The sequence below is a fragment of the Candidatus Pantoea floridensis genome (assembly GCF_900215435.1).
Classification (GTDB): domain Bacteria; phylum Pseudomonadota; class Gammaproteobacteria; order Enterobacterales; family Enterobacteriaceae; genus Pantoea; species Pantoea floridensis.
Map to the genome: position 1 here is coordinate 2635796 of NZ_OCMY01000001.1, position 12725 is coordinate 2648520.

The 12725-nt window shown below is 56.9% G+C and carries 11 protein-coding genes; 6 read left to right on the forward strand and 5 right to left on the reverse strand.

What is annotated here, in order from left to right:
- Nucleotides 1-33 precede the first annotated feature (33 nt).
- Complete coding sequence (locus CRO19_RS12445) at nt 34-321, reverse strand: Rdx family protein (RefSeq protein ID WP_097096079.1); 288 nt, start codon at nt 319-321, stop codon at nt 34-36.
- A 230-nt stretch (nt 322-551) separates the two neighbouring features.
- On the opposite strand from CRO19_RS12445, the gene CRO19_RS12450 reads away from it, so the two are divergent.
- From CRO19_RS12450 to CRO19_RS12470, 5 genes are read left to right on the forward strand one after another with little or no spacing between them, the layout of a single operon-like run.
- On the forward strand, nt 552-2873 hold the full coding sequence (locus CRO19_RS12450) for a TonB-dependent receptor domain-containing protein (RefSeq protein WP_097096080.1): 2322 nt from the start codon (nt 552-554) through the stop codon (nt 2871-2873).
- A gap of 48 nt (nt 2874-2921) precedes the next feature.
- Nucleotides 2922-3953, forward strand: coding sequence for a hemin-degrading factor (locus CRO19_RS12455; protein ID WP_097096081.1), 1032 nt, complete (start codon nt 2922-2924; stop codon nt 3951-3953).
- The gene (locus CRO19_RS12460) at nt 3950-4771 is read left to right on the forward strand and encodes a heme/hemin ABC transporter substrate-binding protein (RefSeq protein ID WP_097096082.1); all 822 of its coding nucleotides are present in this window, start codon (nt 3950-3952) and stop codon (nt 4769-4771) included. Before CRO19_RS12455 ends, CRO19_RS12460 begins: the two co-directional genes overlap by 4 nt.
- Nucleotides 4764-5762 carry a FecCD family ABC transporter permease gene (locus CRO19_RS12465; protein WP_097096083.1) on the forward strand — a complete coding sequence of 333 codons (999 nt, stop codon included), beginning with the start codon at nt 4764-4766 and terminating at the stop codon, nt 5760-5762. The genes CRO19_RS12460 and CRO19_RS12465 overlap by 8 nt, the downstream gene beginning before the upstream one ends.
- A complete protein-coding gene (locus CRO19_RS12470) occupies nt 5759-6538 on the forward strand; it encodes a heme ABC transporter ATP-binding protein (RefSeq protein ID WP_097096084.1) in 780 nt (259 codons plus the stop codon). The genes CRO19_RS12465 and CRO19_RS12470 overlap by 4 nt, the downstream gene beginning before the upstream one ends.
- 74 nt (nt 6539-6612) lie before the next feature.
- Here the strand turns inward: CRO19_RS12470 and acuI are convergent, their stop codons facing one another.
- On the reverse strand, nt 6613-7596 hold the full coding sequence (gene acuI, locus CRO19_RS12475; RefSeq protein ID WP_097096085.1) for an acrylyl-CoA reductase (NADPH): 984 nt from the start codon (nt 7594-7596) through the stop codon (nt 6613-6615).
- A 296-nt stretch (nt 7597-7892) separates the two neighbouring features.
- On the opposite strand from acuI, the gene CRO19_RS12480 reads away from it, so the two are divergent.
- On the forward strand, nt 7893-10040 hold the full coding sequence (locus CRO19_RS12480; RefSeq protein WP_097096086.1) for an ornithine decarboxylase: 2148 nt from the start codon (nt 7893-7895) through the stop codon (nt 10038-10040).
- A gap of 73 nt (nt 10041-10113) precedes the next feature.
- Here the strand turns inward: CRO19_RS12480 and mltC are convergent, their stop codons facing one another.
- Genes mltC through mutY form a run of 3 tightly spaced genes read right to left on the reverse strand, consistent with a single transcriptional unit; the run spans nt 10114 to nt 12605 of the window.
- A complete protein-coding gene (gene mltC / locus CRO19_RS12485) occupies nt 10114-11193 on the reverse strand; it encodes a membrane-bound lytic murein transglycosylase MltC (RefSeq protein ID WP_097096087.1) in 1080 nt (359 codons plus the stop codon).
- 54 nt (nt 11194-11247) lie between these two features.
- Nucleotides 11248-11520, reverse strand: a complete 273-nt coding sequence (locus CRO19_RS12490; RefSeq protein WP_097096088.1) for an oxidative damage protection protein — start codon at nt 11518-11520, stop codon at nt 11248-11250.
- Nucleotides 11520-12605 carry an A/G-specific adenine glycosylase gene (gene mutY / locus CRO19_RS12495; protein ID WP_097096089.1) on the reverse strand — a complete coding sequence of 362 codons (1086 nt, stop codon included), beginning with the start codon at nt 12603-12605 and terminating at the stop codon, nt 11520-11522. Before mutY ends, CRO19_RS12490 begins: the two co-directional genes overlap by 1 nt.
- Between the last annotated feature and the right edge of the window lie 120 nt (nt 12606-12725).

Genomic DNA, 12725 nt, shown 5'->3' on the forward strand with positions numbered 1-12725 from the left:
GGCGACCGTTTCAATGACCACACGTCAATCACCTCAACTCTTCTTCTTGTCCACATGCCCCAACGCGCGATCCGGCCAGCAAACATCGCGCACGCGCTGCTTCAACGCCGCCGCATCCGGGAATCCGCCTTCCTGCTTACGCTCCCAAATTACCTGGCCATCAATGCTGATCTCAAACACGCCGCCGGTGCCCGGTTTAAGCGTAACTGCGCCTACATCTTCAGCAAACGTATGCAGTAATTCCTGCGCCATCCACGCGGAGCGCAGCAGCCAGTTGCATTGTGTGCAGTAATGAATAGTGATGGACGGTTTCTGAATCATAGATGTCTCTGCTTAATTATTGATAATAAACAAGTTAACAAATCGTGCGCTCTAAGATACATCTTAATGTAAATGCTATTGATAATGATTACCAGTTGCATTACATTTCTGTCGCAATCATTTATTACATAAAATAAGTCCGCAACTTTTTATGGTCTTTGCATCAAAGTCCGTACTTTCTGGCAGCAAGCAAGTGAGCGAATACTAACAATTAACCGGGTATTTCGCGCATGTCTTCACTCTTTCAGGGATTCACTCAGCAACGTCTTTTCAAAGTTGCCATTTTATCTTCGGCTATTCATGCCGCTTGCAGCTACGCCGCCAGCGATGAACCGGTATTGACCGTCACTGCGCCAAAACAGCAGGCCGGCAATAAAACCACGATTACAGCGCAAGAACTGCAAAAACGCGGCGCCAATGACTTCGGTTCGATCATGCGTTATGAACCGCTGATCAGCGCAACCGGCTCCAGCGGCGGTTCATCGGCGGGCAAAAGTGGCTTCGACCGCGCGGGCTACACCGGTTATAACATCCGTGGCCTGGAGAGTAACCGCGTGGGTATGGATATCGATGGCATCCCGATTCCGGATGCTACCGGTCGTCCGTACGTCAGCCGCACCGGTAACAATACCTTTGGGATTGGCCGCGACTACATCGATCCCTACATGTTCGGCAGCGTTGATATCGAGAAGGGCGCCACGGCGGTCGATCAACCCAACACCTCTATCGGCGGTAACGTGTCGTTTCACAACAAAACCGCCGATGACTACCTTAGCAGCGACAAAAATACGTACTTCGGTTACCAGAGTGATTATGACTCCTCGAACCGCAGCTGGCACAACGGCATTACTGCTGCAGCGGGTGATGACGAGCTGCGCGGCCTGTTTGTATATAGCCGCCGCGACGGTCAGGAAACCGAAAATAACAGCGGCGTGAAAGACGCCTATCCAGCTAACTGGCACTCCGATGCCTTTATGACGTCGGGCATCTGGCAGCCGAACGATCAGCATAAGCTGAGCGCCACTTTCGATTACTATCACAAAACCAATCACAGTCACTACGATACCTGGGACACCAGCGGTAACACCGTGTGGGGCAGCGCGCAGCAGCAGAGTGATACGCGCCGCTGGGGCATCAATCTGGCGGATGAGTGGACGCCGTACAATGACTTCATCGATACGTTGACCACGCGTGTTTACTGGCAGCAAACGCAGGCGCACGACAATACCTATCTGCCAACCAGCGCCAGTCAGTACGGCTTCGTCTATTCCGATTTCAATGTCGATACTTACGGCTTTGACACGCGCGGTACCAAAACGCTGGGACGTCATGAGCTCAGCGCCGGTGTCAATGCGCGTCTGGATAACAGCGAGCGTCCGTTCCGTCAGGAACCGGCACCCAGTACCTTCAGCGCCATCACGCAACCGCAGGCCGACAGCCGCACTTTCGCGGTGGCCGGTTATTTGCAGGATAAGATCAACTTCGATCTTGATAGCCACAACTTCGCGATCATTCCCGGCGTACGCGTGATGTATCAAAGCACTAAGCCGAAGGATCTGGGCGATCTTACCAATGGCAGCGCGGTGCTGACCGAAGAGCAGGTTGATGCGCTGTACGGCAAAACCAACTCCGATACTCAGGTGCTGCCATCACTGACCTTCCAGTACGATTTGACGCCCGCGCTGACCACCTATCTGCAATATAAACGCGGCGTGCAGTTCCCTACCACCAGCCAGCTGTATGGCTCATGGAACCTCGGTTCCAGCTATGCCGGTAGCGCGCAGTATGCGCTGATTGGTAATACCGATCTGAAAACCGAAACCAGCAACAACTTCGAGTGGGGCCTGAAAGGTCAGGCCACCGAAGGCGTAACGGTTAACACGTCGGTGTTCTACAACCAGTATAAAAACTTCATCGCTTATACCCGCTATCGTCGCGCCACTAATCCGGAGATGTTCGTCAACGTACCGAGCAACATCTACACCAGCTATCAGGCTGAAAACCGCGATAAGGCCTACATTTATGGTGCTGAGATCTCAACCAAAGTGAATTACGGCACTTGGTTCCCGCAGGTGGATGGCTTGAGCAGCACCTTTGCGCTGGGCTATAACGAAGGGAAATCGAAGTCCAGCTATGCCGGTGACAAGTACATCGATCTCGACAGCGTCGCGCCGTTGAAAGCCATTGTTGGACTGGCGTGGGATGACAAAGCGCGTGGCTATGGCGCCGCGTTGACCGCCACCTTTGTGAAAGGTAAGCAGGCTACCGCCACCAACCGCGAAAGCTATACCAACACTGGCACGCCGATCACCGATGCCACCACCGATTATATGCGCGTGCCGGGATACGGCATGGTTGATGCCACGGCTTACTGGCAGGCGACGAAAAACGTCAAGTTGAGCGGTGGCATCTACAACATTACCGATCGCAAATACTGGGATTACACCAGCAGTCGTACGCTGACCAGCAGCAATGCCCAGGAACGCAACGACATCAATCTGGCAGTGATGCCTGGCCGCACCTTCCAGCTGGGTGTGAACGTCGACTTCTAATCCCTTTTCGCCCTGCGGTGGCGCAGGGCATTTTCATGGAGCAAGGCAATGAACCCACGTTACGAACACTATCTGGCGCTGAAAGGCGAGCATCCGAAAAAGTACGCGCGCGATCTGGCGGCATTGATGGGCATTGGCGAAGCACAGCTGTGCGAAGCCCGCGTTAGTCAGGATGCGCAGGCATTAAAAGCCGATTTTCCCGCCTTGCTGGCGGCGCTGTCCGCTGTCGGCGAGACCAAAAGTATCACCCGCAATGAGTATGCGGTGCACGAGCAGGTGGGCAAGTATGAAAACCTGCATCTTGGCGAACATGCCGGGCTGATTCTCAATCCGCGTGCCCTCGATCAGCGCCTGTTTCTCAATCAGTGGCACAGCGCATTCTTTCTGCGTGAGCAGACCGCACACGGCGAACGTCAAAGCATTCAGATTTTTGATCGCCACGCCGATGCGGTACTGAAAATCTACGTCACCGACAACACCGATATCACCGCCTGGGATGCGCTGATTGCCGGGTTTGTGGTGGAGCGCGCGGCGACAGTAGATCCGCAGCCCGCCAGCGCGGCGCAATACAGCCGCACGGTGGATGCCAGCAAAGTGGAGGCCGAATGGCGTGCGATGACCGATGTGCATCAGTTCTTTGGGCTGCTGAAGCGTCATAATCTCTCACGCCCGCAGGCATTCCACGCGGTGCCGGACGATCTGGCGCGTCAGGTGAGTAATGATTCCCTGGCGCAGCTGCTGGATGCAGCACAGCAGGATGGCAACGAAATCATGATTTTCATTGGCAATCGTGGCTGCACGCAGATCTTCACCGGCGCGGTGCAGAAGCTGATGCCGATGGAGAACTGGATCAACATCTTCAATCCCACCTTCACGCTGCATCTGATGGCGGATCGCATCAGTGAAAGCTGGGTGACACGCAAACCGAGCGGCGACGGCTTCGTCACCAGTCTTGAACTGTTCGCTGCTGACGGCACGCAGATTGCGCAGCTGTATGGCCAGCGCAGCGAAGGCACGCCGGAACAGGCGCGCTGGCGCGAGCAGGTGACCTCGCTGAACAGCGCAGGGGCCACCGCATGAGACGACTTCTGGCACTGCTTTGCGCGCTGACGCTGCCCACCTTCGCGGCGGATCGAGTCATCTCCATCGGCGGCGATGTCACGCAGATTATCTATGCGCTGGATGCGCAGGCGAATTTGGTGGCACGCGACAGCACCAGCCAGCATCCGGCGCAGGCCAATAAGCTGCCGGATGTCGGTTATATGCGCCAGCTGAACGCCGAAGGGATTCTGGCGCTGAAGCCGACATTGGTGCTGAGCAGCGAGCTGGCCAAGCCGTCGCTGGTATTAGAGCAGGTGGCACAAGCCGGGGTAAAAGTGGTGGATGTCACCGGTAAAAATAGCCTTGATGCTATCGCGGAAAAAATCGCCACCATCGGCAAGGCGCTGCATCGTGAAGATGCAGCTAACGCGCTGATTGAAAAAGTGAACAAGCAGCGCGCACAGATCCCGCAAAAACCGTTACCGATCAAAGTGCTGTTTATTATGGCGCACGGCGGCATGCGTACCCAGGCGGCCGGTGCGCAAACCGGCGCCGACGGTGCGATTCGCAGCGCGGGACTGATCAACGCCATGGCCGCGGTGCCGCACTATCAGCAACTGTCGCAGGAGGGCGTGGTGGCGGCAGCACCGGATTTAATCGTGGTGGGCGAAGATGGTCTGCGCACGCTGGGCGGCGAAGAGAAAGTGTGGGCGCTGCCGGGGCTGGCAATGACGCCGGCCGGTCAGCATCGCGCGTTGCTGGTGGTGGATGAGATGGCGCTGCTGAGCTTTGGCCTGGATACGCCGGGTGCGATTGTGAAGTTGCGCCGTGCCGCTGAAGCCGCAAAACATGACTAATGCATCCGTGCTGCGCTGGCTGTGTTTGATGGGCATTAGCATGGTGATGTGCATGCTGCTGGCCGCCAACTTCGGCGCGATGCCACTTTCGATGCGTACCTTATGGCGCGCGCCGCTGAGCGATATGGCGTGGCAAATCTGGATCAATATCCGCCTGCCGCGCGTGCTGCTGGCGGTGCTGCTCGGCATGGCGCTGGCGGTTTCGGGCGCGGTGATGCAGGGATTGTTTCGCAACCCGCTGGCGGATCCCGGTTTACTCGGCATTAGCAGCGGTGCCGGTTTGGCGGTAGCGCTCTCGATCGTTATTCCGCTCGGCTTACCGCCGCTGCTGGCATTGTGGCTGCCGAGCATTGCCGCCTTCATCGGCAGCTTGGTCGTCACGCTGCTGATTTTCAGTTTTAGCCGCCTGGCGCTGGGCAATTTGTCGCGTTTGCTGCTGGTCGGCATCGCGATTAATGCCTTGTGCGGTGCGGCGGTTGGCGTGCTTTCCTGGCTGAGTAACGATCAGCAGCTGCGTCAGCTGGCGCTGTGGGGCATGGGCAGCCTGAGCGCGGCGCAATGGCCGAGTCTGGCGGTGTGTGCGGTGCTGATTCTGCCGGCGCTGATTGCTATCCAACTGCGCGCGCGTCGCCTCAACTTGCTGCAGCTCGGTGAGGAAGATGCGCATTATATGGGCATCGATGTGAAGCGTACGCAGCGTCAACTGCTGGTGCTGAGTGCGTTGTTGGTGGGAACAGCGGTCTCGGTGAGCGGCATTATTGGTTTCGTGGGTTTAGTGGTGCCACACCTGATGCGTTTTTGTCTGGGCAGCGATCATCGCTGGATGTTGCCGGGCTCGGCGCTGGCGGGCGCGATTTTGCTGCTGCTGGCGGATACGCTGGCGCGCACGGTGGTGATCCCGGCAGAAATGCCGGTTGGCCTGTTAACCAGCCTGCTCGGTGGCCCGTGGTTTCTCTGGCTGATTCTGCGTGAGCCCAAGGGGGATGAATGAGTGATTGCCTGCAGGCGCGCGGTCTGCGCTTTAGCCACGGCGCGCGCGCCTTAATCGATGACGTTTCGCTTAGCTTACAGCCCGGTGAAATGGTCGCGCTGATTGGTCCGAACGGCGCAGGGAAATCCACGCTGCTACGACTGCTAACTGGCTTTCTCATGCCAGAAGCAGGGGAATGCTGGCTCGGCGATCGCCCGTTAAATGCATGGCCGCGTGAACCGCTGGCGCAGCGCCGCGCCGTAATGCGTCAGCAAAACAGCCTCACCTTTCCGTTAGTGGCGGCTGAAGTGGTGGCGATGGGCCGTGCGCCCTGGCCGGCCAGCCAATCGAAAGCGGTTATCGAAGAGGTGATGTACATCACCGGCAGCCTCGAGCTGGCAAAGCGCGATTATCGCTCGCTCTCTGGCGGGGAGCAGCAGCGCGTGCAGCTGGCGCGCGTGCTGGCGCAGCTGTGGCATGGCGATGGTCCGCGCGGCTGGCTGTTTCTTGATGAACCGACGTCGGCGCTCGATCTGTACTGGCAGCAGCACAGTTTGCGTTTGCTGCACCGCTTAACGCGCAACGGACGCTTTAGCGTCTGTACCGTGCTGCACGATCTTAATCTCGCATCGCTGTGGTCGGATCGCGTGTTGTTGTTGCATCAGGGCAAACTGGTGGCGCAGGGCGCACCGCAGGAAGTGATGACCGAATCCACGCTGACGCGCTGGTATCAGGCGGAGCTGGATGTGGTGATGCAGGAGGGAAAGAGCAGGCCGCAAATCCAACTGCGAGCCTGATTGTAATGCCTGTGTTTTCGTAGGGTGGGCATTCATGCCCACCAGGTCGCCATGAATGGCGACCCTACGACACATCAGCGGCAATCAACGATTAACCGGCCACGCACTTTCCCCGCCAGCAGCTGCTCGGCACCTTCCCGCGCTTCGCTCAGCGGAATCACCTTGGTGAGTTGCTGCAGCAAGTCGCCATCCACCAGTTCCGCCAGACGCTGCCACGCCTGCTGACGCAGCGGTTTTGCGCACATCACGCTATCCACGCCCGCCAGAATCACGCCGCGCAGAATGAACGGCGCCACGCTGGTTGGCAGATCTAACCCTTGCGCCATGCCGCAGGCTGCGACCACGCCATCGCGCTTGATGCCTGCTAACACGTTAGCTAGCGTGTGGCTGCCAACGCTATCAATTGCTGCCGCCCAGCGCTCTTTCGCCAGCGGCTTGCCTGGCTCGCTCAGTTCCGCACGATCGATAACCGAGGCAGCGCCCAGCGTGTTGATCAGATAATCGCTGTCGCTGGCGCGCCCGCTGGAAGCCACTACTTCATAGCCAAGCCGCGCCAGCAGGCTAACGGCAAAGCTGCCGACACCGCCGCTCGCGCCGGTGACTAATACCGGACCATGCTGTGGCGTGATGCCCTGTTTCTCCAGCGCCAGCACGCACAGCATGGCGGTGAAACCGGCGGTGCCAATCGCCATGGTTTGCAGCGGGCTGAGCGCGGACGGCACTTTCACCAGCCAGTCACCCGAAACGCTGGCTTTCTGCGCCAGTCCGCCCCAATGTTTTTCACCCACGCCCCAGCCGGTGAGCAGCGCGACATCGTCCTGCTGCCATTCAGGATGGCGGCTGCTAATCACCCGGCCGACAAAATCGATGCCTGGCACCATTGGGAACTGACGCACAATCGGGCCTTTGTTGCAGATGGCGAGCGCGTCTTTGTAGTTGAGCGTGGAGTAGCTTACTTCGAGGGTGACATCCTGATCGGGAAGTTGTTTTTCTGAAAGGTCTTGCAAGGTGGTGCGATAACCCTGTTCGTCATTTTCAATGACCAATGCCTTAAACATGTAGCCTCCGGCTGGTTGAGGAAAGTTGAATAATAGTACTCCTTTTTTTCCCTCACCCTAACCCTCTCCCGCAAGCGGGCGAGGGAACCGATCCAGCAGCGCTTAATTATCGCTCCGACTGCTCCCTCTCCCGTATAACGGGAGAGGGCTGGGGTGAGGGTACGGTTGTTCCTGCAAAAAAAAGATGACATGATTGCGCCCCAGTCAGCCATCTACTCCCTTATGACTTTCGCCGAGGAAATCTCCTCATTGCTGTGCCATCGGCACCCACTCATCCTTGCTCAGGGATTTGTGTTATGAACCCATTGAAAATTGCTGCCAGCGTTGCTGTCGCGCCAAGTCTCAGCCTGAATACCACACGCGACGTGGTGACGCTGGACAATACTGATTTCACCGATGTCGCTGCGGTGGTGGTCACCCTGTCAGATACGCGCAGCGGTGTGTTAACGCTGTTGCAGAAGATCGGCTTTAATCTGCCGGTGTTTGTCGCCAATGCGTTCGATGAAGACGTACTAAAGCTGCCGGGCGTCACCGCTGAAATCAACGGCGCGCCGGAAGAGTGGCAGGCGCTGGAAGACGCGGCGCTGGCGTATGAATCAGCATTGCTGCCGCCGTTCTTCGATACGCTCACGCGCTACGTTGATATGCAGAACAGCACCTTTGCTTGCCCGGGACATCAGGGCGGCGCGTTTTTCCGCAAACATCCGGCGGGACGGCAGTTTTATGAGTTCTATGGCGAGAACGTGTTCCGTTCCGATATGTGCAACGCTGACGTCAAGCTGGGCGATTTGCTGATCCACGAAGGCTCCGCCAAAGATGCGCAGAAGTTCGCGGCCAAAGTGTTTAACGCCGACAAAACCTATTTCGTGCTTAACGGCACCTCCAGCGCCAATAAAGTGGTGACCAATGCGCTGCTAACGCGCGGCGATCTGGTGCTGTTTGACCGCAACAACCATAAATCCAATCACCACGGTGCGCTGATTCAGGCGGGCGCAACGCCGGTGTATCTGGAGGCGGCGCGTAACCCGTTTGGCTTTATCGGCGGCATTGATGCGCACTGCTTTGACGATGCCTATCTGCGTGAGCAGATTGCGAAAGTGGCGCCGCATCGCGCTCAGGATCAGCGGCCTTTCCGCCTGGCGATTATCCAGCTTGGTACTTATGACGGCACGGTGTACAACGCGCGGCAGGTGGTCGATCGCATCGGGCATCTGTGTGATTACATCCTGTTTGACTCAGCGTGGGTCGGCTATGAGCAGTTCATCCCGTTGATGGCCGGCTGCTCGCCGCTGACGCTGGAGTTGGACGCGAACGATCCCGGTATTTTTGTTACGCAGTCAGTGCACAAGCAGCTGGCCGGTTTCTCGCAGACCTCGCAAATCCACAAGAAAGACAATCACATCCGTGGGCAAAAGCGCTTCTGTCCGCACAAGCGCCTCAATAATGCCTTTATGCTGCACGCCTCCACCAGCCCGTTCTATCCGCTGTTTGCCGCGCTGGATATCAACGCCCGTATGCACCAAGGCGAAGCGGGGCGCAGCATGTGGCACGAGTGCGTCACCATCGGCATTGATGCGCGCAAAGCGATTCTGGAACGCTGTGAGATGATCCAACCGTTCCTGCCAGAAAAAGTGCACGGCAAGCTGTGGCAAACGGCGGAAACCGAAGCCATTGCCGCCGATCCTGCTTACTTTAGTCTTGAACCGGGGGCGAAGTGGCACGGTTTTGAAGGTTACGCGCAGGATCAGTATTTGGTCGACCCGTGTAAGCTGCTGCTCACCACGCCGGGCATTGATGCCGCCAGCGGTGAATACACCCGCTTCGGCATTCCCGCGACGATTCTGGCTAACTACCTGCGTGAGAACGGTATCGTGCCGGAAAAGTGCGACCTGAACTCGATTCTGTTCCTGCTGACGCCCGCTGAAACACCGGAGAAGATGGCGCATCTGGTGGCGATGCTGGTGCAGTTTGAGCAGCACGTGCGTGAGGATGCGCTGCTGGCGGAAGTGCTGCCGAGCGTCTATCGCAAGAATATCGAGCGTTACAAAGATTACACGCTGCGCCGCCTGTGCCAGGAGATGCACGATCTCTACGTCAGCTTCGACGTGAAGGATTTACAGAAAGCGATGTTCCGCTCGGCCTGTTTCCCACCGGTGAAAGTGAATCCGCAGGATGCGCATCAGGCGTATATTCGCGGCGAAGTGGAGCTGGTGCCCATTGCCAAAGCCGAAGGACGCATTGCGGCAGAAGGCGCATTGCCCTATCCGCCAGGCGTGCTGTGCGTGGTGCCGGGGGAAGTGTGGGGCGGGGCGGTGCAGCGCTATTTCCTCGCGCTGGAAGAGGGCATCAATCTCCTGCCGGGCTTTTCGCCGGAGCTGCAAGGGGTTTACACCGAGGAAGGGGAGAACGGGCGTAAGCATCTGGTGGCGAATATGATGGTTTAACAAGGTCGCCATAAATGGCGACCTTACGTGTAGGGTGGGCATTTATGCCCACCGTTTCAATCATCGCACCGTCCTAGAACCGACGATAGCTGCGCTGCGCCTGGCTCACTTTGTACAGATAACGACGCGATTCCGCCGATGGATGGTTGGTGGTCAGCGTCTGATATACCTCGGCTGGCGACATACCGTTAATCGACGAGAAGGCGCGATCTTTGTCGCTGGAGAACACGCGCAGCACGCTGCCCGCACCGCCGTTATACGCAGTGATCACCGCATAACGCCGCGAGACCGGATCCTGAATCCCACCTAAATAGCTTCTCTGCAGCAGCGACAAATACGCGGTGCCCGCATCAATATTATTCTCAGGATCAAGCAGATAGCTGCGGCTCGGCTTGCCGCCTTTGCCTTTCATGCGGAACACATCGACGCCGGCAGTATGCTGCACCACCTGCATCAGACCCAGCGCATCAGAATGGCTGACCGCATAGGGGTTGAAACTCGATTCAATCTGCATAATCGCCAGAATCAATGAGGCATCGACGCCATATTGTTCCGCCGCTTTACGCACCATCGGCAGATATTTGTGCGCACGCTTATCAAGGTGGTTCGGCACCATCGGAATGGTCACCGACCAGATGACATGCAATCCGGAAGTGCGCTTCTGCAGTTTGTTCTGAATCAGATAGTCAGCAAAGTTGCCGGCGCGGCCCTGCCAGCGAATCGGCTGACCGGTGTTATCCAGCACCTGGCCGTACAGCAGCGGCTCTTTACTGATTTGAATATCGTTGGCATCAGAGTAGAGATCGACATTACCCGGGTCTTCGCCAATCAACAGCGTGGTGATGATTGCCTGGCGCAGGCTGGCCATCGGATCGGTACCGGAAATGGTCTCAATGGTGATGCTACCGCTGTCAAAGTTGATGTGACTGCGGGTGTAATAACCATCGCTATATTTGACGTAGTCTTTCGGTCCGGCGATCAGAACCTCATTGATGCCCCAAATATTTTCAATGTTGTGGGCGAACTGACCCATCAGGATATCGAAACCGTTGGTGTCCTTGACCCACTCTTCATGATACTGCGATTTTTTTTGTCCGGAGCAGGAGACCAAAAGTGGTGCAATCACCAACAGTGCTATCAGTTTTTTATTCATTGTTAATGCGTGCCTGACTCGAAAAAGAGGGCTTCAAAGGGAAGCCCTGAACGGTTATTTTTCTGGCGGGGTGTAACCTTCAATGTGCACGTCTTTGCCTTCGAACAGGAAATTCACCATCTCCTTCTCCAGCACTTTGCGATCTTCCGGGTTCATCATGCTCAATTTTTTTTCATTGATCAGCATGGTCTGCTTGGACATCCACTGCTGCCAGGCTTCTTTGGAGATCTCATTGAAGATGCGCTTACCCAGTTCGCCAGGATAGAGCTGAAAGTCCTGGCCTTCAGCGTCGCGTTGCAGATAAGTACAAAAAATGGTGCGGCTCATTACTCTTCCTCTTCGGTCACGCCCGATCGACGCGTAAGCTGCTGGGGATGGCGCAGTTCATGCAACAAGCGCTCAACCGGCGCTGCCAAACCCACTGACGGTGGTTGCGCTAAGTTATACCAGAGACCGCCCGCTTCATCCATCAGCGACCCAGCGGAAGGCCACGCTAGCCACATAGGCACAATGTCTAAGTGGAAATGGCTAAAGGTATGACGAAACGCCGTGAGCTGCTGTGGCTTAGCCTGAATGCCACGGTCGCTTAGCCAGTCAGTTAGCGCTTGCTCACTGGTGAACTGCGGGAAGCAAAATAGCCCGCCCCATAAGCCGACCGGCGGACGCTGCTCTAGCCACACATCGTCGCCATCCTGCATCATCAGCATCCAGCCGCTACGTTCCGGCAAGGTCTGCTTCGGCTTCTTGCCGGGATAGTTGGTCCAGCTGTTATTGGCATAGGCCACGCAGCGGCTGTTCAGCGGGCAGATTTCACACTTAGGACGTGAGCGAGTACATACTAATGCCCCAAGGTCCATCATCGCCTGATTGAACTGGCTAACGCCTTCTGCGGGCGTAACCTCTTCGCTGATCTGCCACAGACGTTTCTCAACGTCTTTTTTGCCCGGCCAGCCGCCAACCGCGTAGCAGCGCGCCAGCACGCGCTTCACGTTACCATCCAGAATCGGGAAATGCAGGCCCAGCGACAGCGATAACACCGCGCCAGCAGTCGATCGACCAATACCCGGCAATGCCGCCACATCATCAAAGTTGCGTGGGAACTCGCCGCCGTGCTTCTCCACCACCTGCTTAGCCGCTTTATGCAGATTGCGCGCCCGCGCGTAATAGCCAAGGCCGGTCCACAGATGCAGCACTTCGTCCAGCGGCGCGGCGGCCAGATCGCTGACCGTCGGGAAGCGCGCCATAAAGCGTTCAAAATAGGGAATAACGGTGGTCACTTGCGTTTGCTGCAGCATCACTTCAGAGAGCCACACTTTGTATGGCGTCTTCTCCTGCTGCCACGGCAGGGTTTTGCGACCGAAGCGCTGATACCAATCCAGCACTTGTTGCGCGAACGTCGGCGCTTGCATCATAAGAAGGAAATTTTCCGTGTTTACTCTACAATCAGGCAGGAATTCCAGCACAGAGACATCAGGGTGTAAACCGGAACATTGCAAAGGCTTGCTTCTGCTTTCTAACTTTGCATAATGCCC

Bases quoted from the DNA above. Each gene is read 5' to 3' on its own strand.
- mltC (WP_097096087.1), bottom strand. From the start codon at position 11,193: ATGAATAAAAAACTGATAGCACTGTTGGTGATTGCACCACTTTTGGTC.
- CRO19_RS12450 (WP_097096080.1), top strand. From the start codon at position 552: ATGTCTTCACTCTTTCAGGGATTCACTCAGCAACGTCTTTTCAAAGTT.
- CRO19_RS12445 (WP_097096079.1), bottom strand. From the start codon at position 321: ATGATTCAGAAACCGTCCATCACTATTCATTACTGCACACAATGCAAC.
- mutY (WP_097096089.1), bottom strand. From the start codon at position 12,605: ATGATGCAAGCGCCGACGTTCGCGCAACAAGTGCTGGATTGGTATCAG.
- CRO19_RS12455 (WP_097096081.1), top strand. From the start codon at position 2,922: ATGAACCCACGTTACGAACACTATCTGGCGCTGAAAGGCGAGCATCCG.
- CRO19_RS12460 (WP_097096082.1), top strand. From the start codon at position 3,950: ATGAGACGACTTCTGGCACTGCTTTGCGCGCTGACGCTGCCCACCTTC.
- CRO19_RS12470 (WP_097096084.1), top strand. From the start codon at position 5,759: ATGAGTGATTGCCTGCAGGCGCGCGGTCTGCGCTTTAGCCACGGCGCG.
- CRO19_RS12465 (WP_097096083.1), top strand. From the start codon at position 4,764: ATGACTAATGCATCCGTGCTGCGCTGGCTGTGTTTGATGGGCATTAGC.
- CRO19_RS12490 (WP_097096088.1), bottom strand. From the start codon at position 11,520: ATGAGCCGCACCATTTTTTGTACTTATCTGCAACGCGACGCTGAAGGC.
- acuI (WP_097096085.1), bottom strand. From the start codon at position 7,596: ATGTTTAAGGCATTGGTCATTGAAAATGACGAACAGGGTTATCGCACC.
- CRO19_RS12480 (WP_097096086.1), top strand. From the start codon at position 7,893: ATGAACCCATTGAAAATTGCTGCCAGCGTTGCTGTCGCGCCAAGTCTC.